The 22,221-nt window shown below is 37.5% G+C and carries 20 protein-coding genes and 1 pseudogene; 12 read left to right on the forward strand and 9 right to left on the reverse strand.

Annotated elements, in window-relative coordinates:
- Complete coding sequence (locus COE25_RS17190; protein ID WP_098933451.1) at positions 1–2,046, forward strand: beta-galactosidase; 2,046 nt, start codon at positions 1–3, stop codon at positions 2,044–2,046.
- Between the two features lie 99 nt (positions 2,047–2,145).
- Here the strand turns inward: COE25_RS17190 and COE25_RS17195 are convergent, their stop codons facing one another.
- Positions 2,146–2,334 carry a TetR-like C-terminal domain-containing protein gene (locus COE25_RS17195; protein WP_180247526.1) on the reverse strand — a complete coding sequence of 63 codons (189 nt, stop codon included), beginning with the start codon at positions 2,332–2,334 and terminating at the stop codon, positions 2,146–2,148.
- A gap of 501 nt (positions 2,335–2,835) precedes the next feature.
- On the opposite strand from COE25_RS17195, the gene COE25_RS17200 reads away from it, so the two are divergent.
- Together COE25_RS17200 and COE25_RS30820 are read left to right on the forward strand one after the other, a co-directional pair.
- Entirely contained in the window at positions 2,836–3,546 is a 711-nt protein-coding gene (locus tag COE25_RS17200; protein WP_098933452.1) for a DUF421 domain-containing protein, read from the forward strand.
- Positions 3,547–3,746: 200 nt separating this feature from the next.
- Positions 3,747–3,896, forward strand: a complete 150-nt coding sequence (locus COE25_RS30820) for a hypothetical protein (RefSeq protein ID WP_180247527.1) — start codon at positions 3,747–3,749, stop codon at positions 3,894–3,896.
- 76 nt (positions 3,897–3,972) lie between these two features.
- Here the strand turns inward: COE25_RS30820 and COE25_RS17205 are convergent, their stop codons facing one another.
- Together COE25_RS17205 and COE25_RS17210 are read right to left on the reverse strand one after the other, a co-directional pair.
- Positions 3,973–6,006: a Na+/H+ antiporter gene (locus tag COE25_RS17205; protein ID WP_098933453.1), complete on the reverse strand. Its 2,034-nt coding sequence runs from the start codon at positions 6,004–6,006 to the stop codon at positions 3,973–3,975.
- A 366-nt stretch (positions 6,007–6,372) separates the two neighbouring features.
- Entirely contained in the window at positions 6,373–7,455 is a 1,083-nt protein-coding gene (locus tag COE25_RS17210; RefSeq protein WP_088085306.1) for a branched-chain amino acid aminotransferase, read from the reverse strand.
- Positions 7,456–7,818: 363 nt separating this feature from the next.
- Here COE25_RS17210 and COE25_RS17215 point away from each other — a divergent pair, with 363 nt between their 5' ends.
- Positions 7,819–8,283, forward strand: coding sequence for an SRPBCC family protein (locus tag COE25_RS17215; protein WP_098933454.1), 465 nt, complete (start codon positions 7,819–7,821; stop codon positions 8,281–8,283).
- A gap of 34 nt (positions 8,284–8,317) precedes the next feature.
- On the opposite strand, the gene COE25_RS30825 is transcribed toward COE25_RS17215, so the two are convergent.
- Positions 8,318–8,482, reverse strand: coding sequence for a hypothetical protein (locus tag COE25_RS30825; protein WP_179195699.1), 165 nt, complete (start codon positions 8,480–8,482; stop codon positions 8,318–8,320).
- Positions 8,483–8,616: 134 nt separating this feature from the next.
- On the opposite strand from COE25_RS30825, the gene COE25_RS17220 reads away from it, so the two are divergent.
- The 4 genes from COE25_RS17220 (at position 8,617) to COE25_RS17235 (ending at position 12,271) form a co-directional block, all read left to right on the forward strand.
- On the forward strand, positions 8,617–9,000 hold the full coding sequence (locus COE25_RS17220) for a hypothetical protein (protein ID WP_098933455.1): 384 nt from the start codon (positions 8,617–8,619) through the stop codon (positions 8,998–9,000).
- Positions 9,001–9,097: 97 nt separating this feature from the next.
- Positions 9,098–10,315, forward strand: a complete 1,218-nt coding sequence (locus tag COE25_RS17225) for a TerD family protein (protein WP_098933456.1) — start codon at positions 9,098–9,100, stop codon at positions 10,313–10,315.
- 281 nt (positions 10,316–10,596) lie between these two features.
- Positions 10,597–10,956, forward strand: coding sequence for a P-II family nitrogen regulator (locus tag COE25_RS17230; RefSeq protein WP_088085309.1), 360 nt, complete (start codon positions 10,597–10,599; stop codon positions 10,954–10,956).
- 4 nt (positions 10,957–10,960) lie between these two features.
- A complete protein-coding gene (locus COE25_RS17235; RefSeq protein WP_098933457.1) occupies positions 10,961–12,271 on the forward strand; it encodes an ammonium transporter in 1,311 nt (436 codons plus the stop codon).
- Positions 12,272–12,434: 163 nt separating this feature from the next.
- On the opposite strand, the gene COE25_RS17240 is transcribed toward COE25_RS17235, so the two are convergent.
- Positions 12,435–13,427 carry a metal-dependent hydrolase gene (locus tag COE25_RS17240; protein WP_098933458.1) on the reverse strand — a complete coding sequence of 331 codons (993 nt, stop codon included), beginning with the start codon at positions 13,425–13,427 and terminating at the stop codon, positions 12,435–12,437.
- Between the two features lie 51 nt (positions 13,428–13,478).
- Positions 13,479–14,621 (reverse strand): glycosyltransferase family 4 protein, encoded by a 1,143-nt coding sequence (locus COE25_RS17245; RefSeq protein WP_098933459.1) that lies wholly within the window; start codon positions 14,619–14,621, stop codon positions 13,479–13,481.
- 180 nt (positions 14,622–14,801) lie between these two features.
- Between COE25_RS17245 and COE25_RS17250 the strand changes: the two are divergent.
- A pseudogene (locus COE25_RS17250) lies at positions 14,802–14,966 on the forward strand (alkaline phosphatase); the annotation flags it as partial.
- A gap of 115 nt (positions 14,967–15,081) precedes the next feature.
- Here COE25_RS17250 and COE25_RS17255 read toward each other — a convergent pair.
- Together COE25_RS17255 and COE25_RS17260 are read right to left on the reverse strand one after the other, a co-directional pair.
- Entirely contained in the window at positions 15,082–15,864 is a 783-nt protein-coding gene (locus COE25_RS17255) for a GNAT family N-acetyltransferase (RefSeq protein WP_098933461.1), read from the reverse strand.
- A 93-nt stretch (positions 15,865–15,957) separates the two neighbouring features.
- Positions 15,958–16,473 carry a DUF2269 family protein gene (locus COE25_RS17260; RefSeq protein WP_098933462.1) on the reverse strand — a complete coding sequence of 172 codons (516 nt, stop codon included), beginning with the start codon at positions 16,471–16,473 and terminating at the stop codon, positions 15,958–15,960.
- Between the two features lie 388 nt (positions 16,474–16,861).
- Here COE25_RS17260 and COE25_RS17265 point away from each other — a divergent pair, with 388 nt between their 5' ends.
- Positions 16,862–17,734, forward strand: coding sequence for an alpha/beta hydrolase (locus COE25_RS17265; protein WP_098933463.1), 873 nt, complete (start codon positions 16,862–16,864; stop codon positions 17,732–17,734).
- A gap of 71 nt (positions 17,735–17,805) precedes the next feature.
- Here COE25_RS17265 and COE25_RS17270 read toward each other — a convergent pair whose 3' ends face one another.
- Positions 17,806–19,515 carry a PucR family transcriptional regulator gene (locus tag COE25_RS17270; RefSeq protein ID WP_098933464.1) on the reverse strand — a complete coding sequence of 570 codons (1,710 nt, stop codon included), beginning with the start codon at positions 19,513–19,515 and terminating at the stop codon, positions 17,806–17,808.
- 279 nt (positions 19,516–19,794) lie between these two features.
- On the opposite strand from COE25_RS17270, the gene COE25_RS17275 reads away from it, so the two are divergent.
- Positions 19,795–20,679: an oxamate carbamoyltransferase subunit AllH family protein gene (locus tag COE25_RS17275; protein WP_098933465.1), complete on the forward strand. Its 885-nt coding sequence runs from the start codon at positions 19,795–19,797 to the stop codon at positions 20,677–20,679.
- Positions 20,676–22,220: an acyl-CoA synthetase FdrA gene (gene fdrA, locus COE25_RS17280; RefSeq protein ID WP_098933466.1), complete on the forward strand. Its 1,545-nt coding sequence runs from the start codon at positions 20,676–20,678 to the stop codon at positions 22,218–22,220. The genes COE25_RS17275 and fdrA overlap by 4 nt, the downstream gene beginning before the upstream one ends.
- Position 22,221 lies beyond the last annotated feature (1 nt).

A 22,221-nucleotide genomic window follows, 5' to 3' on the forward strand; every position in this document is an offset into this window, starting at 1 on the left:
ATGATTAATGATAAAATTAAAGGCTTTTTTTATGGTGCGGATTATAATCCGGATCAATGGGATGAAGAAGTTTGGAGAGAAGACATAAGACAGATGAAGGTTCATGGAGTAAATGTTGTAACTCTCCCTGTATTTTCATGGGCTAAATTGCAGCCAAGTGAAGAGGAATTTGATTTTTCATGGTTAGATAAAATAGTAAATCTTCTATATGAAAATGGTATTTTCATAAACATGGCTACACCAACTGCAGCGCAGCCAGCTTGGATGAGTAAAAAATATCCGGATATTACAAGAACGGATATTTATGGTCGCAAACGTAAACATGGTGGAAGGGTGAATTTTTGTCCAAATAGTTCCAACTATAAGAGATTGTCAAGTACTATAGCTGAAAAAATGGCTGAACATTATAAAAATAACCCAGCAATTGTGTTATGGCATGTTAACAATGAATATGGTGCCTATTGTTACTGTGAAAATTGTAGACAAGCTTTTATACAATGGTTAAAAAATAAATATATAACTTTAGAAAATTTAAATAAATGTTGGTATACAAGCTTTTGGGGTCATACAATATATGACTTTGATGAAATTGAGGTACCATCTGCTTTAACAGAGATTTTACCAGGAGCTTTAGCAGGAAGAGATGGAACTTATTTTCAGCCGATGGCTATAGATTACAATAGGTTCATGTCAAATAGTTTGTTAGAATGCTTTAATGGAGAAGTGCAGGAAATAAGAAAATATCATAAAGAAACATCTATTACTACTAATATATGGAGTATAAGCCATGAGTTAGACTTATTTAGGTGGGGAGAACAATGTGATGTTGCTTCTTGGGATAGTTATCCGTCAAATAAAGATCATCCAAGTGTAATTGCTTTTAGACATGATGTGATAAGAGGATTAAAAAAAGGAAAACCCTTTTTATTAATGGAGCAAACACCTAGTCAGCAAAATTGGCAAGCCTATAATGCTCAAAAAAGACCAGGGGTAATGAGGCTGTTAAGCTATCAATGTATAGCCCACGGTGCAGATGGAATAATGTTTTTTCAATGGAGGCAATCTCTAGGAGCCTGTGAAAAATTTCATGCTGCTATGGTCCCTCATGTTGGACATGAAAATACGCGGATTGGAAAAGAACTAAGCAAATTAGGCAAGGAATTACAATGCCTTCAGGATAAAATAATTGATTCTAGAACTGAATCAAAGGTAGCAATAATTATGGATTGGGCTAATTGGTGGGGAGTTGAATATTCAAGTGGACCTAGTGTAGATTTAACATATATTGATAGAATAATGAAATATTATAAAGCCTTATATGATTTAAATATACCGTTAGACATAGTTGAACCTACCTCAGATTTATCAAAATATGAAATAGTAATAGCTCCTCTTTTATATATGGTTAGTGATGCCTCTATAGAAAATATTAATAAATTTGTAAGTAGGGGCGGTACATTCATAACAACATTCTTTAGTGGCATTGTTGATGAAAATGATATTGTAAGACTTGGTGGATATCCAGGTGCCTTTAAGGAACTGCTTGGTATATGGATAGAAGAGGTTGATGCACTATATCCTGATTTGAAGAATGGAATAAGGGTAGAAAAGCAGCTGGAGGAAAATGAGAAAACCTTTGAATGTAAATTAATATGTGAAGTAGTTCACAATGAAAATGCAATTGTACTAGGAACCTTCACAGAAGATTACTATAAAGGCTTACCTGCAATAACAGAGAATTCTTATGGAAGTGGAAAGGCTATATATGTGGCATCGGAACCAGAGGACAATTTAATAAAAGTATTAATTGAAAAATATTGCGGAGAAAAGAATATTAAACCTATATTTAAAACTGACGCAGAGGTAGAGATAACTAGAAGAGTGAAGGAAAATAATGAATATATATTTATATTAAACCACAGCAATATTTTACAAAAGGTATCACTTGGAAAAAACTCATACACTGATCTATTTAATGGCGAGATTTTAGAAAATGAAATAGAAATTGAACCAAAGGATGTATTAATTTTAAAAAACTTGGGTTAGCTACCCGAGTTTTTACTATTCAGAATTAAGTTACCTTTGGTTACTAATATGGTCAGGAAAAGGACATTCCTGGTTGACCTTTTATTATGATGGGCAGTTTTATTTGTACATCGGAAAGATCTGTTGTGCAAAGTAACTTGGACTATAAGGTGTCCCTTCTTGTAACCACCATGATACGATGCCAAGTGTTGAGGAAGCAATTATCTCATTAGGCACCCGAAACGACCGCCCTTTCGCTTTTCTATCTTCTGCCCAAAAAGTGATGATATCTAACAATAAATCGAACACTGTTTAGCGAAAATCCTTGTTCTGCAGCATAACATACGTACAGATGGATTCTCTTAAAATAATTGCTTTTATAAAAACCTCACCAACACCCCATGTGTTGCCACATACACTCTGGACACCTGGAGTGTGTGTCGCAGCTCATTTTTAAGAAAGGCAATCCCTTTGGGGATTGCCTTTTTATGTTTCTTGTAACGGATTATCGAAGGTGTATTGAATATGGACCCTGCCATCATGATTACGAGTAATTTTCTCAACCAATGAATAAAGAATCTGCGGCGTTAATTCTTTTGGAGTTAATACATCTTTGGCAAGAAGTTGATGATACTATTAAAAGTGAAACATCCTCTTCTTACCAATGTTAAAACGAAAGCAAACGTGATAAAGGTAAAAATAACGAATTAATTGCGGTTCTATAAATATTCATTCACTCTAAAAAAGAATTTTCTAAAGCTAACAAGTAAAAGATAAAATAATAAAAACAGGTTTGAAAGGGGTGTGAATATGCCTGAGCAATATGAAGTAATTCTTAGGTCAATCACTTCCTTTGGCCTTTTACTTATCGGTGCGCGGATATTAGGCAAACAAACTATCTCTAAAATGACCATGTTTGATTTTATTGCTTCCATTACAATGGGAGCAATTGCAGCAAACTTAGCCTTTAATACTTCTATAACATTTCATCTTACTCTACTTTCATTTAGCATATTTGTTGCTGTGGTATTCTTGACAGCGGTAATTTCACTAAAAAGTAAACGAGGTAGAAAATTTTTTGCAGGAGATCCAACGATCGTTTTACAAAATGGAAAAATATTAGAAAATAACATGAGGAAGATGCGCTATACTTTAGATTATTTAAACCAACAATTAAGAGAAAAAGATATATTTAATATTGAAGAGGTTCTATATGCAATTATAGAGACAAATGGAACATTAACCGTATTAAAGAAACCGCAATATCGGTACGTTACAAGACAAGATTTAATGATTCCGGAAATGCAAGAACAAAGGCTAGCTATTGAACTAATAATGGATGGAGAAGTGATGGAGCAAAATCTAAAACAAAATAATCTTTCACATAAATGGTTGCAATTAGAATTAGATAAACGTAAATTAAGCAAAAAAGAGGTAGTTTATGCTGTTCTGGCTGCTAATGGTAATATTTATGTTGATACATACAAGGACAATATTATTTCACCCATTGATAAAGAATAGGCATCAAGCCAGTTTACTTGTTATTTCACATAATATACTTATCCACACAAAGAAGTGACAGGCACCACAAAAGGACATTTGTCCATACGTGGTGCCTGTCACTTTTTTACCTTAGGTGTTGTTTTCCTCACGAAGAAGTCATTTTTAGAGAACAATATCAAAAAAAGGAAATATGGTAGATTGGCGAATAGTGACTGAAATTGTTCGCATTCTTCCCGGTATCGACTGCCAATAATAGCTATGTTGATTTCAAAAAGTACGACAGGTTTGATTCTCCTTATCTCTATGCAGAAAAGTTGATCGCGGTAACCGATGAGGAAGGAAAGCTGGAGATTATTACTCCGGATTAGGTGGATAATTTTTGTTTTCCAAGGAAAGAGGCGGCAGGGATATGGTTCCTGCCGCCTTAGCATATGTTCTGTACAGTTAATGAGAATGCAAACTACTTTCTTCTATCCAATAAGCTTCCCGTATATTGATCTGCTTACGAATTTTCCGGGTGACATCAATAGTGATTTCACCTTCTTCGTACAAGTTTTGAATTTCATCTCTTTCTGCTTGAAATGCTTTTACTCGTAATTCTCTTTGTAATTGTGTGTAGTGAGTAGAATCTGCGCCTTTTTTGGCTAGTTTTAATTTCATGATCAATTCGCTATATTCTCCGATAATGACTAAATAAATATTGGCATTTTCAGAAGTCATTTGATTCTTCAAATACTGAATAGCTGCTTTCGCCATGTTTACTTTTAGTCGGATGATCTTTTTTATTTGTGCTTGGCGATGTTTAAGCCGTTCTTTGTTATTTGGCAGAAAAAGATGAACAACCTGGTACAAACTTCTTTTAACCAAGGTCCAAATAAATAACCTACGGTAGTGGATTCGGTTTGTAACCGCGAGCCTCATCCGATGGATATGTTCTTCAGACATATAAGTCATTTCACGGTCAATTTGTCCCTCTTTTTTCAATTTTTCGATGTAGATGGCTTCGGCATCAAGGGCCTTCATCCGAATTTCATTTTCTACTAATTTCAGTCGCTCGGAGTTTTCATCACTTACATTAGTAAGGCGATTCCGAATTTGAGTGTATGCTGAAATAACGGAGACAGCTGCTCCACGATTTTCATCATTCATCAATTCTCGAATCGAACGAATCGCGGAGTCAATTGTCCGGAGCATAGCAACCTGTTCCATTTCCTCCTTAAGTTTATCCGTATTTCCTTTATCCGGTTTGGCGAGAATCGGCAAGAAAATGCTTGCTGCTACTAGTGTTACAAGTATCACCCCAGCAGCAATAAAGATAAATAAAGAGCGCTGAGGAAAGGGACTTCCATCCGCCAGTACATAGGGAATCGTAAATGCACCGGCTAGCGTAACAGCCCCTCGTACACCTGAGATCGTAATGATGCCAATCGCTCTCATCGAAGGCATTTGGATTTGCTTTTTCAGCCAGCCCCAATGCCAGGCAGCCCCGATCCACAAGAAGCGAAGGACGAAAAGTGAAACAGAAATGATGAAAATATACTTACTCACTTCCCAATTATTAAACAATGGGTCTTGAAAAATTTCACTAATGACACTTGGTATTTGTAAGCCCAACAGCACAAATACCAATCCGTTTAGAATATAGATAAGTACGGTCCAGGTACTTTGAGAAACCACTTGCAATTGCATTGCAGGGGATTGGTCACGATCGCGATAGATGGTATGAACAATGCCTGCGGCTACGACAGATAAAATGCCAGAGAGATGGAAATGCTCAACCAGGTAAAAAATCACAAAAGGGGTGAGGAGTTGGATGAGCATGTGAATCGTTACATCCTCCATCCCCAGCCGTCGAATAAAAATTTTCAATTGGATAATAAGGACGGCAAGAATGGCACCACCTACTAGACCTCCAATGGAAATAACTAAAAAGCTCCAGCTTGCCTCAGCCAATGAAAAAACGCCCGTCACGGTGGCGGCTACGGCAAATTTAAACGCTACTAAACCGGAGGCATCATTCATGAGCCCTTCTCCTTCAAGGACATGCATAATTGTTTGCGGTATCTTTACCCTGCTTGAAATGGCACTCACGGCAACGACATCAGTAGGAGAAAGGATGGCCGCTAACGCAAAAGCAGCAGGCAATGGAATCGACGGGATGAGCCAATAGATTAAGTATCCAATTGCGAATACGGTGACAAACACAAGCCCAAGAGCTAGCAATAGGATTGGTTTCCGTAATTTCCATAATGCGTGCCGTGAAACATTTTTTCCATCATGAAAAAGCAGGGGAGCGATAAATAGAACGAAGAACAATTCCGGCTCCATCGGGATATGAATTCCTATTGGGAGTGCCGCAAGTAAAACCCCTAGTGCAATTTGAACCAGCGGCACTGGTATGTATGGCATAAAATGATGGATGAAACTAGATAAGCCGATAACAGCGAGTAATAAAAGTGTAAGTAGAAAAAATTCCATTTCATGTCTCCTCTCCTAAGTATTTTGTGTAATAAAGATATTTTTCAACACTTTAAAGAGAGTAATTTCACTTTTTCAAAAAAAATAAGCGAACAGTGAATGGCACTGTCCGCCAAAATTGGTTCGGTAGTAAGGACAGGAAGCGTATGGTGCCCGAGAAGGTGAAAAAAACGGTTTGGCGGTAATCGTAGGAAGCGTATAGAGCCCGAGACAGTGGAAAAAAGGTTCAGCGGTAATCATAGGAAGCGTATAGTGCCCTTGAAGAGGGAAAAAACAGTTTGGTGGTAACTAGAGGAATTGACTGATGTCCGTGAAGCGGTAAATTCAGTAGACAAAAAAGAACCGGGCTGTGCCCGGTTTTTATTCTTAAACTTCCACCTGGGCAACTTTCACTGTCCAGTTAAATGGATCTTCTTTTTTTCCAAGTTGGATTCCGGTCATTTCATCATAGAGGCGCTGAGAGAGTTCACCGATTTGATGGTCATTTATTGTAATCGCTTGGTCATTCCAAGTTAACTCGCCAACAGGGGAAATAACAGCAGCTGTTCCTGCACCAAAAACTTCTTCAAGCTCGCCGCGCGCATGTGCTGCAAAAACCTCTTCAATTGAAATTTTCTCTTCGCGTACAGGAATATTCCAATATTTTAGTAATTCAATAACCGAATCACGGGTAACACCTGGTAAAATGCTTCCATTTAATCTTGGTGTTACCACTTCGCCATTGATCTTGAAGAAGATATTCATGCTGCCAACTTCTTCGACATATTTCTTCTCTTTTGCATCAAGCCAGAGGATTTGAGCAAATCCATTTTCATCGGCTTTTTCCTGTGCTTTCAGACTAGCCGCATAATTTCCAGCAGTCTTCACATGGCCCACTCCGCCAATAACCGCCCGAACATACTGTTCTTCCACATAAATCTTCACAGGACTTAATTGGTCACCATAATATGCACCCGATGGAGAGAGAATGACTAGCAATTTATATTGTTTCGCAGGACGAACTCCAAGATAAGGTTCGGTTGAGAAAATAAACGGACGAATGTATAGAGAAGTCCCTTCTCCATCAGGAATCCAATCCTTTTCTGTTAAAATCAATTGTTTAATGGCATTTAATAAGAAATCCTCATCAATTTGGGGAATGCACAGTCTTTCGCATGAATCATTCAATCGCCTCATGTTTTTTTCAGGGCGGAAGAGCTGGATCGTTCCATCTGCTGCCTTATAGGCTTTCATCCCCTCAAAGATTGCTTGTCCATAGTGAAAAACCATCGCAGAAGGATCGAGTGTTAATGGCTCGTATGGAGTAATTCTCGGATCATACCATCCGATTTCATGTTGATAATCCATAACAAACATATAATCGCTAAAATACTTACCAAAACCAAGTGAAGCAAAATCAGGCTTTTCTTTTAAAACTTCTCTTTGAACAAATCCAATTTCTTGTTTCATGGTTACACCTCTAGTCGATTCTCTACTTTACATTGTTGAAAAGTAGGCTATTTTGAACTTTTGAAAGCAAAGTTTTCCAAATGGGGAAGCCGAATTGAAATTAACTGTATTATCTAACTATACCACTTAAGTAGTACAAACTTCCATCCTCTAAGATTAAGATGAACAAAATCTTGGGTAATGGAACCTATTTAAAATGGGCACGACTAAAGGAAAAATGATTGTGGTAATATTTAACTAAATGTAAACTGGAGGAGAATTAACTATCCCCTACCGAGAGATGGAATTACTTGCTTGGTACGTTGCTCAAAAAAAGAAGAAAAAAATAGATCCTAAAAGTTGAAGGTTACGGAGGTCAAACATGTGGTTGATGTTTTTACAGAAATAATTATCGAACGCCCAGTTGTGCAAGTCTCAAAATATGCAGCCAATCCTGACAACGCCCCAGAATGGTATGTAAATATTCAATCAGCCGAATGGCAAACCGAAAAACCATTAACCTTGGGTTCAAGAGTGGCCTTTAAAGCACAATTCCTCGGGAGAGAACTTGCCTATATCTATGAAATTACAGAGTTTATTCCAGAAAAAAAGCTGGTTATGAAGACCGCACAGGGACCTTTTCCAATGGAAACGACCTATACTTGGGAAGCGTTAGAAGGCAATCAAACACGAATGACCTTAAGGAACAAAGGAAATCCAACCGGTTTTTCAAAAGTATTTGCACCGTTTATGGCTCCAATGATGAAGCGAGCAAATATGAAAGATTTAAAAAAGATTAAGGAGATCCTTGAATCACTAAAAAGTGAATTAAAGGGTGGTAAAAAATAAAAACGCCACAATAGGGCGTCTAAAAAATTCATAATTACTGTTCATTGTTTTCAGTGGTATTAGTAAATGCATTAGGGTCGACCGTGTTTGCTCCGTAATCTGGAACATTGCTCGCATGCTCTTTGTGATACTGTGACCCTGAACCTTGTTGATTAGGATTGGATTTCCCTTTTTGCTGGTCGTTTTGTTGATTTGGCATGATCTTCACCTCCTGAACACAAAGAGTAGTATATGTAGTATGGATGTAATTATTCAATGGAGAAACAACAATTTGAAACTTTCTCCTACTTTTTTCGTATACTTAGAACAAACCCTTAAAGGAGATGTGAAGGAATGTTCCTAGCAGAACTTCAGCCAGAGGAGAGGAAGGCGTTTCTTGAACTTGCTGCTCTGATTGCCAAAATTGATGGAAAAATATCTATATTTGAGAATTCCGTACTTATCAGGTACCAAAAGGAAATGGGACTTGAGGATTATAAAATAAAGGGTCTCGAAATTGGGGAAATCCTTAAAGTATTTAAGAATGAACGCTCAAAAAACATCGTCTTAACCGAACTCCTTCAACTCATCTATTCAGACGGAGTTTTTCATGATCAAGAAAGCGAAACCATCCAATTCATAAAGTCGTACTTTGGCTTTGGCTCAAGTGAATATGGAAGTTTCAAAGAATGGATTGTTAAAATAAGGGAATTAACGGCATCTAAGGGGAATCATTAGTTCGCATTTCCCTTTTAAAACAACCAATAATATCAATCATTTTTCATAATAATAAATGTGCTAGGAATATTTCTTTAAATAGAAAGTAGGTCTTTTGATGTCACTCTCTGTAGTTAAAGGGCAAAAAGCCGATGTAACAAAGACAAACCCACATTTAGCAAAAGTGATCGTGGAGCTGAGCTGGAATACATCGGCAAATATTGATATTGATGCCTCTGCCTTTTTATTGACGGGAAACGGAAAGGTAAGGAATGATGAGGATTTTGTTTTTTACGGACAACCTTCCTCAGTATGTGGAGCGGTAACAAGATTAGAAGGCGAAAACATTCCCCGCCAACCCTTCCAGATTCTTTTTAGAAAAATTCCGGCGGAAATCCAAAAAGTCGTTTTTTCGCTGACAATCTATTCACCCAATCAATCCTTCCGACAAGTTACTGATATTAACCTGAGAATTTCTGATCCACAAACAGGTTCAGAAATCATACGATTCCTAGTGCCTAATGCATTTTCAGATGAGACGGCGATCGTTATTGGTGATCTATATCAACATTCGGGTCAATGGAAATTCAACTCAGTTGGGGCTGGCTATTTTGGGGGGCTTCCGGCATTATGCAATTCATTCGGTGTCGAAGTGGAAGAAGAACCGGTAGCCTCAGTATCATCTGTACATATACCAGAAACTCCATTAAAAACTCAGCAGCCCGTTATTGCACAAGAACCAACCGTTCCAATTGTTAATCTTGCTAAAATTGAATTAAAGAAAAAACAAACAGTAAATATTAAAAAGTCACAACGAGTCACTGCACGCTTAGAGTGGGAAACTAATAAAGACCTTGATCTTTACTGCTATTATGTCATGAAAAATGGAAGGACGGGTAAGGTATATTACCGTGATTTAGGTACTTCCAATCATTTTCCATATATTAAATTAGACGGTGATGCGCAACAGTTTGGGAAAGAGACGATTGAAATCTATAAAACAGATGAGTTAGCCTATGTATTATTTGCGGCCTATAGTGCTGTCGGGAATGGGGTTGGAAGTTTCTATTCTATGAGAGCTAAGGCGGTTGTGGATAACCATAGGGGGAATGTCGTGGTCGCCCCGCTGCTCGAGCGTAATGACAATGCCTACTGGGTAGCGATAGCCCAAATTGATTTTACTCATCCTGGTGCAATGAATGTTGCACATGTCGAACGATACTCTAAAGACCATTCAGAGGCTTCACCACTTTTATTTCCAGATGGTACATTCAAAATGGATGTTGGACCAATCGAATTTAAAAACGATGAGGACTATGATCTCTATTTTAAATAAAGTGAAAATCTTCCTAGCAGTAAGGAAGATTTTTTTTATTGAGACCTACGAAGTAGATTTACTTTCCCAATTAATGATTGAAAGAGTTTTAAAACACACAGGCATCAAATAGCCCGTGTGTTTTTGTGTTTGTGAAGTATAAAAATCAAGTGAGCAAGAGATATTGGCTTGATTATTTTAGAATTTTCCGATTTCCAAAAATTAATATTGACGGAGAATACCTGGCTGTTATATATTTTAACATATTGATGTTAGGAAATATAACATGAGGGGCTGTTTCTTTGAAAAAGATTGAGGCAATCATTCGACCGGAGAGGCTCACAGATACGATTAAGGGTTTGAAAAAACTAGGAATTACAGGTTTTACTGTTTCTCAGGTGGTTGGAAGAGGGAAACAAAAAGATACGCAAGGTGTGTATCGCGGAAAAAATTATCAAGTGACACTCCATCCAAAAGTAAAAATGGAAATTGTTCTTTCGGACTATTTGGTAGAGTCCACAATCCAAACCATCGTTCATTCTGCCCAGACCGGTGAAGATGGAGACGGTAAAATATATATTTATCCAATTCTAGAAGCTTATAACATTCGGACTGGGACAATTGACTATGATATTGATGATTTAGCGAATGATAAGGGGTGATCATATGGAGTTAATGTATATAAATACTGTGTGGGTCGTCCTTGCTGCAGCCATGGTCTTGTTTATGGAAGGCGGATTTAGTTTACTGGAAGCTGGATTTGTCCGAACGAAAAATGCGGTTAATGTTACGATGAAAATTTTTGTTGACTTAACCATTGGAGCTTTAGCGTTTTGGATCATCGGATTTGGGGTAATGTTTGGAAAAGATGCCTTTGGGTTCATTGGGACCAGCCTTTTTGGAAGTCCTGATAAAATTGTACTTTCTATTGAATTGCCAAGTGTTGCTTTTGTTCTTTTTCAAATGGGGTTTGCTGTGGCGTGTGTCTCAATTATTTCGGGTGCAGTAGCAGAACGGATGAATTTTAAAGCCTATGTAGTCACTGCTGCGCTCATTTGTATGATTATCTATCCTCTTTCTGGACATTGGATTTGGAACAGTGAAGGATGGCTGGCGAAGTTAGGAATGGAGGATTTTGCGGGTTCAGCGGCTATTCATGCACTCGGTGGGTTTACTGCTTTGGCTATGGCGAAGCTACTGGGACCGAGAAAAGGTAGGTTTAATTCGGATGGCAGCGTTAATGTGTTTGCCCCAAGTAACATTCCGTTAGCTTCAGCAGGAGCATTTATTTTGTGGTTCGGATGGTTTGCTTTTAATGCAGGAAGTACATTAGATGCCTCTAGCTCAGCTCTAGCGCCTATTGCCATTAATACAATGTTAGCTGGAGCAAGTGGCGGGTCAGCAGCTCTCTTTTTGACGATGCGAAAGTTCGGAAAAGCCGATCCGAGTATGACGATAAATGGTGTATTAGCTGGTTTGGTAGCAATAACGGCAGGATGTGCTTATGTTTCTGAATGGAGTGCAATCTTGATTGGAGCTTTAAGTGGCTTGCTCGTTATTTATGCTACTCTGTTAGTCGATTATTTAAAGGTGGATGATCCTGTGGGGGCCGTGGCAGTTCACGGTTTCGGGGGTGTGTTTGGAACGATTGCTGTTGGATTATTTGATCGGTCACATGGATTTTTAACGACTGGTGATTTATCGCTTTTAAAGGTGCAATTACTGGGTGCGGTAGTGGTCATTGTCTGGGGGCTAATTGCTGGAACTTTTATTGCGAAAGTATGCTCAAAGACAGTGGGTTTCCGAGCAACAGAACGAGAAGAAGACGAGGGCTTAGATATGTCTTATCACGGTATTCCTGCGTACAATGAATTAGAGCGTTTTACCGATATCCCAACTAGCCTATTTAATTTTGAAGAGACAACAGGGATCACCGTTGCTTCTCCTACCATTAGGAAAGAGAAGGAAGTAATGTAGTTAGCTTGGAATCCCTTCACGGAGGGATTCCTTATTTTATGCAAACGTTATTGTTTCGTTGACCTCCGAATCGTTCAGGTAAGATGCAGCTAAGAAATAAATGCGTCCCCCTATATTAAAAGATGACCGCGGTATTTGAACCGTGGTCATTTTTTATAAACTTTTATTTGATTGATGACGAGGAATTCGTTAAGCTGCGAAGCACTTTTTTGTATTGTTTTAAAGAGCTTACCTTGCCTATATAGCTACTCTTTCTTTTGAAATCAGAGGAAATAAACAGGATGGCAAGGGACGGGAAGAATTTTTTGGTACGAAAACGAAGGTCCTTCCAATAAACAAAGTAGCCGTTTTTTCTAACAGCAACAAAAGGATAAGCGAACGATGTACTGGCAAGAAAGTCTGACACGGACTCGTCATTTGTACTCTCAGAAACCAATACTGGAAAGTCAATATTTTTGACAAGAGTATGTTCTATGTCGAGTGTATTATCTGAATAAACTCCAAATAAAAAGTCCTCCCTCGTCTCGATAAAAATATCCCATTTAAATAGGGTGATGCGCGGGATTAGTTTTATACGGTCAGCTCTAATAAAATGTTGCTGTAGGTGCCTTTTGGTTAATAATGCTGACAGAGTTCGAACAGCAAGGTATAAAAATATGAATACATAAATGATTAAAAAGATAATCCCTGCCTGGTAGAAAAAGAGTAATCCAAACCCTAGAAAATGGAGTGTTAAAATGTAAGGGTCCAATAATGGGATAGCGTCAAAGGCAATCCATTTTTGGGAAAAAGGCAGAAGGATTTGCGTTCCATGGACATTGAATAAATCAAAAAAGACATGAAGAATTACTGCTAAGAACGTCCATAAAAAGAGAGGAAGAAATTCTGAAACGGGGAAGAGTGGGTAAAGTAAGCCTGAAACCAGTAATCCCCATAAAGGAAGAGCTGGAAGGGAATGTGACAGGCCTCTGTGATTCCTGAAATAGCTACCTTTTCCTTTTAATCTGTAAATGATATCAAAATCAGGAGCATTTGAACCTATTACCACCCCTAACATGACCGCCTGTGATAGGGTCTGATTAGATGATACGGCAGGGTCGATTTGAGCAAGAGCACCAATGCCAAACCCTATAACAATATGCGAAAAAGTATCCACTCTATCACTCCTCTACTTTATTAATATATTGGGAAAAAATCGTACAACAAATCAGGCATATTTTTGTATCTTTGGTTCATCGATAACGGCTCGATAATGCCAAAGTAAATTGGAAAAGATTTTATCCCAGCTTTGTGTTAGCGCATAATTTCTCCCTTCTATCCCCAATTGCTTTCTCAGGTCATCATTTTCTAATAACTTCAAGATGGCGTTCGTAAACTCAATTACATTGCCGGTTTCACACAAATAACCTGTTACTCCTGCCTTAATAATATTTTTTACGCCTCCGGAATTGGCGGTAATTGCGGGTGTACCACTAGCAAGTGCTTCAATCACAACATTTCCAAACGTTTCAGTAGGAGAGGGAAAAACGAATAAGTCTGATGCAGAGTAGATTTCCGCTAATTGTTCGCCAGTTAAGTATCCTGTTAATGTCATGTTCGCAGGCGCTTCTATTTGAAGTTCTTCCCTTTGGGGACCGTCCCCGATAACAAACCATTGAACTTCTTCATTGATCTCAGCCGGCAGTGCTTTTGCTACAGCTAAGAGTGTCTTTACATCTTTTTCTGGGGCTAACCTGCCTACATAGGTTAAGAGGTACTTTTTTGAAATCCCCCATTGCTCACGAATAGCTTGTTTTTCGTAATAAGGGTGAAAAAGCTGACAGTCAACTCCACCGGGCCAAACTTCTAAATTAACAAATCCCTGGCATTTGAGTTGAGTTAACGTTTCATTAGAAGGGACAAATAATTTTTTAAAGGGTTTATGAAACCAATTCATATATTTCCAAAGGATTTTTGAAAAAAATCTAAGATCATAAAATTTCAAATAATGGTCAAAATCAGTGTGATAGGAGCCGACAAGTGGAATAGCTAGTTTTTTTGCAAGATAGACACCACAAAGTCCCATGTTAAATGGTGTAGCGACATGGATGATATCCGGGGAAAATTCTTCTAATTCTGATTTAATACGAGAAAGATTGGGAAAAGCCAGGCGACACTCAGGATATAAGAAAAAAGAGAGACTTTTAATGCGGCGAACGTTTGAAGAAACATATTCGTTTGAAAGTGAATCAGGTGCAAAGACTTTGTAAGAGATTTTTTTATTATCCAAGTAGTGAATGAAATATTTAAGCGTCCGAGCAACTCCATTGATATCCGGGTCATAGGTATCAGTGAAAATGGCGATCCTCATAACCTTTCCTCACTGACCAATATTGAACTATCGTATTGGGGATACTTTAGATACTTAAACGTCACTCTCATCTACTCCCTCCAAATTATAAACTCCCCTTTATTGTATTAAATAAAGGAAACCAATCTTCTTAAGATTCTGTTAATAAAATGTAAAGATTCTGTATAGTAAAAAAACGCTGATTGGGCAGGGTATGACAATGATATTGTAGGGGCAATGAGTGAGGTTAAAGACTTTGAAATCGCATTTAATGATGCAATTCAGTTCACCTTCAATAGAGAGGATACGAATGTGGTTGCGACAGCTGATCACTCAACCGGCGGGATGAGCATTTATCGAAATGGTAACTCCGGATCGCCATTATTTTAAAATGGCGAACAGCAACTGTTACTGTTCGCCTTTGGGAATGCCCTTTTATGCATTCTTCAATATAATTTAGTAGTCCAACGCCTTTGGACCATCAGCGATGCATGGTCCACATTCCTATATTTTTAAAGCCAAGGCGCTTATAAATTCGTCCAGCTTCAGGGTTATCATAAAAAAGACAGAGAGTTTTCCCTTCGTTTAGGACATCCTGAAAAAGATTTTGCATGATGGAAGTTGCCAGGCCTTTACTGCGATATTCCTTCCTTGTGCAAACCCCTACAATCATCGCTGAAATAGAATTTTCCGCTGCGGTTGAAACACAAGAAGTAATGATACCATTTTCCTCAGTAAAATAGGTTCTAGATGTATTGAATTCCATTGACTGTATTAATACGTCCCTGGCATCACTTCTGACATGAAATTCCTCAATGGTTTGGCGGAGTTGTAAAATTTGATCTACATCTTCCAGACTAGCCTTTTGATATACGACATCATCAGGAGACAGGAATTCATCCGTGTTACATTCAGCAAAGTAAGTAACTTGCTTTTTACCAAGATGCAGGTCATCATAAGCTTCGAATTTTGCTACAATATCGGATTTACCGGATAGAAGAATGGGCTGTCTGTAGTGTTTCATAATCGATACAAAACCGCTTGTATCGAATTCTCCCTTTGCATAAGGAATAAAGGATTGATGAAACCTTAGGAGAACGGCTTTAATCGTGTTGTGTTCATCAAATTCGGCCCAAATTTCCTGAGACTCCGAAGTGTATCCAAAGGCCTCTATATCCCCTATGATAAATAGATTAATAGAAGGTTCCTCACTTAAAAAAGCGAATACCTGATCATGATCTTGGTCTGTAAGCTTTCTAATCATATCGAATTCCCCCTTACTCTTCAAAAGGGTAAACAAATAGTTGGAAAATTTCAAGTGTTTATACAAAATTATACTAAGGGTAGCATACTTGCCTTAACTAGAGTGCTTCGCAACAAGTTTCTTCTTTTTCCAAGGCTTAAATACTGAGATGCAGAATATGAAAATCGTTATGGCTACTTGAATAATAATTGCATATTGCCGTATGGTTTGGTTTTGGATAAATTCTGGATTAACTAATGCCCTAGCTTTTTCGGTCTCCAAGATTGCCATATTCGCCATCATTAATTTGTCGACAATAAAGATCCCTAGAATGGTTTGGCCGACAAAAAGAATCCATTTCACCGTAACCCATCGATGTTTAAAAAACCCCCAATTGGTAAACATTCCATATAAAAACCCAACGAGTAACGTTCCGACAGCGCCGATTCTAATGATTTGATCACTAATAATAATGATCCTTTTATATGTTTCAAACGTTTCATCATAGGTCGCTAGCTTAACCCCGAAATTTAAGGCTAAGGAGCTCATGATTCCGCCAAAAAATAGAGCAACTAATATAATATGAATGATCTTTAACCACTTCATCCCAACTGGACCTAGCTTTTTCACTGATGTACCTCCTATTATCTTGGGATTGTTTTGGAATATCCCGCTTTTATAGTTTATCAAGATAATAGGTTATTAAATATCATCCGCAGATGTAATTTACTCTAAGTCTTAGGTTCTATTTCTCATTATGGTGCACCTTTATAATTTCCATATTATTACTTTGTAGGAAACTCTAATAACTTTATTGTTTACCAATACCAAAGATATAGGGTGTTAATTAGGCATGTTGTACAATTCAATATGCGCAAAATATGTCGTAAATTAGAGTAGGGAATATCTCGTTCAAGTTAATGGTTTACCCTTTGGGTTTTGTTAGACTAAAAAACAATAACTTTATCTACAAACTAACAATTCGAATTTAATTTCATGAAGGACGTGCAGAGTACAAATGAAGAAAACAGTTATTTATAAGAATAATGATTGTTTTTCCATAAAGGCTGATTTTTATGGAAATAGCAATCATAATGCACCTGTTATAGTTTATATTCATGGTGGTGGGCTTGTTTGGGGAACAAGAGAAGAAATAAGTGAAGAGATGATAAAACTCTATAATGATAATGGATTTGCAGTGTTTTCAATTGACTATAGGCTAGCACCCGAGACAAAATTGCCAGAGATCCTAGAGGATGTTCAAGACGCACTTCAGTGGTTAAAATCAGAAGGGCCACAGGAATTTTCCATTGATCCAAAAAGAATAGCTGTTGTAGGTAGTTCTGCAGGTGGTTTTTTGGCGCTTTGTACGGGTTCATTTACTCATAAGCCACGTGCAATTGTCTCTTTTTACGGATATGGAGATATCATTGGTAAATGGGCAACAAATCCAAGCAGTTTCTATTTACAAAAGGACAATGTCCCTAAAGAACTTGCTAGAAGGCTTATCTCCGACCAAGTGATTACAGAGGCATCGATTGATCAGCGGTTTCTTTATTATGTTTATGCTAGACAGCAAGGGGTATGGATCCAAGAGATTACGGGGATAAATCCAATAATGCATAAGGATGCACTCTTAAAGTTTTGCCCAAAGCAAAATATCACTAGCGATTATCCACCAACCTTACTGTTACATGGGACAAAGGATGAGGATGTTCCCTATGAACAATCAGTATTTATGAGAGGTGCATTGATAAAAGAAAAGGTTGAAACTAGGTTAATCACAATTCCAAATGGAGAGCATGTGTTTGATAAGGATTTTGATATTCCAGTTATCCAAGGTGCATTTAAACAAGTGATTGAATTCCTTCAATATCATTTAACGGAATAAGGGCTTATCGATTGCTTTTCACATAAAATAGACGGGTCCCGAGGTTTCATAGAGAACGGGACCCATCTGATTTAAGAATTGATTGGAAGTTTTTTATTTAAGAGTCTAAATATCTTTAAAGCTAATTGGATTTGCAGCAATTCCTCCGAGTTTTTTAAATCAGTATTTAAGATTTCCTTGATTTTATCGATACGATAAATAAGCGTATTTCTGTGTAAAAACATCGCTTTTGCTGTTTCACTAATATTAAGGTTATTAATAAAATAGTTCTCTAACGTAATGATATAACTCGTCCCATGCAAATGGTCATGCTCATAGATTTTCCCAAGGCTTTTCATGAAAAATTCTTCTAATTCTATGTCTTTGATATTACTGTCTAAAAAGTGATAGATGGAATGATCTTCATAGTGAGATACTCCCCCTCGGATATTAAATTTCTCCATGAGTCGAATAGATTCATTTGCTTCAGAAAAGCTTTTATGAAGGGAATGAATGGTTTCGTACTGACGGCCAATTCCAATTAAGAAGGTTGTGTTATTTATTTCCTTTTCAAATGCATTGTAAATTGTATTTCCGTATTGTTTTACCTCATTTACCGATAGAGAAGGTTTATTGTCATTTTGACCAATCATTATAATTATACGATTGTTTCTATGAAAGCATGTGACCTCAGCGTTTGAATAGTTCGAAAGATTATAGACTAAGTCCACACATTTTCTGGTTTTGTTCTCCAGTCGAACCCTCCTTGCTACCATATCATCATAACCGTCATCTTCCTCCGATTCTAAATTAATGACTATACAGTAGTAACTGTAACTTGGATTTAATCCATGCAATTCACTAAAGGTGTGAATTGTATCGACGGATGTTATTTTTCCAGTCAGCAAATCATCAAAGAAATCCTGTTTGATTTTTAATTTTACCTCCTCGATGTCCTTTGCTTTTATACGTTCCAGTGCCATATTAGTTGACGCCTGCTCTAAAATAAGTAAGTCAAACTCCGTTAAATCTTGGACAGTCTGCCATACAACAATATATCCATAAATATTATTTGCAACTGCGACAGGAAGGATGCGGCATTTTATTTCCATTCCTTCTAAGTAATAAATGCGTTGAATACTCTTTTTCATTTCATTTATTTCTTTAGGGACAGAATTAATAAACTCTTTATTGAAAATAGGTCGATTTTTAACCAGAGTAAAGCAGTATGAAAGTGGTACCTTATTATTTAGGTGTTCTGTAAAGTGAAGCAGCTTCCAATCCTGGTCAACGAAAATAATTGGATTATTAATAGATCCCGATAACATGGAAGAAATCCTTTCAATCCCGCCGCCTTCAAGTGTAATTCGAAAAAATAAATTATGCATGTCTAAGGTCTTTCTATTTAATAAATCATAACGGCCAGATGCTTTCTCATTAATAATAGAAATGACCTTTGATAGGGTATATTCAAAGGGTAACTCAATCAGTGGAAAACCCAATTCATTTGCATGATCAATCATTTTCTGTGGGAGTTTTTCAAAGTATCGTTTCATTTTGACAACTAGTCCTGCACAATTAATAGCTGAAAGTTCGTTAAGTATTCTAATTTGCAAATCCTCGTTATCTTTAAAAATATAACCCGTTGATAATAGGAGTTCATTAGGTGAAAGCCAGTCAAATGCCTCGGGATTTTCGATGATATTGACTATTGAGATTTCATTATCAATTCCTTTTTCCCCAGCAACAATCTTTAAGCCATCAATCGCTTGTATTTCAAATAAATCCTTAACGGTCAGCAAGATTATCACTCCTTTGTCAAAAAATCTACACATTTAATTGTATAACATGCACAAATGATATCTATTTTTTTTGGTTTGCTTAAACGATGATGCTTTTATGCAATTTATCTAAAATAAACATGTAAGGTCATATCTTGTCAAACTAAAATAAGAGTTAAACGAATTTTTCCTTTCACAGAAATGAAAAGAAGTTGGTGCTTTATTTATACTGTACCTTACAAATTTATCCTTTGAAAGGGGCTGCATGTACAGACGTTCCAGATCAATGATGTATCACAATTGAGGAATGCAATTTCTGGTGATCTTGAGTTTATTGAAAGAATAAATAATTCTGTCCTAACTGGTTTTGTTCATAGCACATTTAAAAATACAATTAATATTCATTGTAATGAAAATGGCGAATTATTTACGATTGCCAGCAGCCAAATTGATAATGGACCTAATACGCTAGTGATTAATTCTGCCAGCCTTGAGGAATTAAATATCGATGTCAATGATGTAGTGTATGTAAAAAGTAAAATGCTGCACATTTCAAATAAACTTGCCATATCTACGAATCAAGCTGAGAAATGGGCAGGTATTTTACCGGAGTACCCTGCAAACACCGAAAACATCTCTCGAAATTTAAAAAGAATGATAGAATACATCGATATCCACGGAAAAGCTGGGGGAATGAAAAAGAAAGTAGATGCCCCAAGTCTTTTTGACATAGAAATGTCTAGAATGCTCGAAGAACGAACCAAGTTATTATTAAACGAATTATTAAGTAATCGAATGACCATTGCCTTGCATCATGCTGTTTCGTTAATAGGTCTTGGTCCAGGACTAACTCCATCTGGAGATGACTACCTAGTTGGATTATTTACGATCATTAATTTGAGGAATAGCCCTTTCTATTCACATCAATCATTTTGTGGAGAAGTGCTGCAGAAAGCAAAAACCTTAACGAATGAAATAAGCTATATGGCATTAAAAAAGGCATCCATTGGTCAAGTAAGAGAGTCAATCATTCACTTAGTTCATTCCATACTTAATGGAGAAGAAGACGACTTATATCTCTCTTTAAATAAAGTACTAAATATCGGCTCTTCATCAGGAACAGATATAGCCTTAGGTCTTGTCTCTGGGGTGAAAGCCAATCTTAAAGTAGGAGGTCAATTATGACTGTAAAAGCTATTGTAAAAGAGAACACCTATTTCGATTCTGTATCTTTGATGTCACTATCAACAAAAGCGAACCAAATAGAGGGCGTTGAACAGGCCATTATCGCAATGGGTACAGAAATGAATAAAGAGGTAATGAAAAATGTTGGATTAATAACACCAGAAGTGGAAGAGGCAAACTCAAGTGATTTAATCATTGTTGTTAATGCTGCTAATCTTGAGATATGTGAAAGCGCGTTCATTAGTATTGATGAATTATTGACAAAAAAGGATACCTCCACTGAGAAAGGTGAAGTCAAGTATTCAACGATTGCTTCAGCTGCCCAAGGTATTTCTGAAGCTAACCTAGCGGTGATTGCCGTAAACGGAGCGTATGCACCTAGAGAAGCGAGAAAAGCTCTTGAAAACAATCTCCATGTCATGCTATTTAGCGACAATGTAAGCATAGAAGATGAAATCGAATTAAAGAAATTGGCCCATGAAAAAGGCTTATTAATGATGGGTCCGGATTGCGGGACAGCGATTATTGGCAATGTTGCTTTATGCTTTGCCAATGCTGTAAGAAAAGGCAGCATTGGTATTGTGGGTGCATCTGGAACCGGGAGTCAAGAGGTAAGTGTCCGCATTCATGAATTCGGCGCCGGAATCACACAGATGATTGGAACTGGCGGCAGAGATCTAAAAGAGGAAATTGGCGGAATCATGATGCTTGATGGAATCAAGGCTCTGGAAGACGATGAGGCAACTAAAGTGATAGTCCTTATTTCTAAGCCACCTGCTGCAAGTGTTGAAGAGAAAGTATTAGCGCAAATCAAACAATGCAAGAAACCTGTAGTTGTTTGGTTTGTTGGCGGAGATGAAGGGAAGGTCAGACAAGCTGGCGGCCATTTTGCGAAAATGTCTAAAGAGGCTGCACTTAAAGCGGTATTATTGGCTGGTGCCGATGAAAGCAAAATTAATAAACGGGCATTAAACATTCCACTAATTGAAGAGGTTCGCACCAAATTAACACCAGAACAAAAATATATTCGCGGACTATTCAGCGGCGGTACCCTTTGTGATGAGGCTATGCATGCCGCAATGGAGAAGTTCGATAATGTCTATAGCAATATCCAAAGAGACCCTAACTATCGCTTAAAAGATAAAAATATAAGCCAAGAACACACATTTATTGATTTTGGTGATGATGAGTTCACACAAGGGAAGCCACATCCAATGATTGATCCGTCCACAAGAATTTCGAGATTTATCCAAGAAGCGAAAGATCCATCCGTTGGTGTAATCGTCATGGACTTTGTTTTAGGGTATGGTGCACACGAAGATCCAGTTGGGGCAATGCTTCCTGCAATAATAGAAGCAAAGCAAAATGCCGAACAAGAAGGAAGACATCTTGAAATTATCGGATACGTTCTTGGAACTGAACTGGATCCTCAAAACCTTGATGAACAGGTAGAAAAGCTGTTAGCTGCAGGTGCAACACATGCCAGCAGCAGTCAGAATGCAGGTCTTTTGGCAAGAGAATTTGTCGTGAAGGGAGAATAAT

The sequence above is a fragment of the Bacillus sp. AFS031507 genome (genome assembly GCF_002584635.1).
GTDB lineage: Bacteria > Bacillota > Bacilli > Bacillales > Cytobacillaceae > Neobacillus.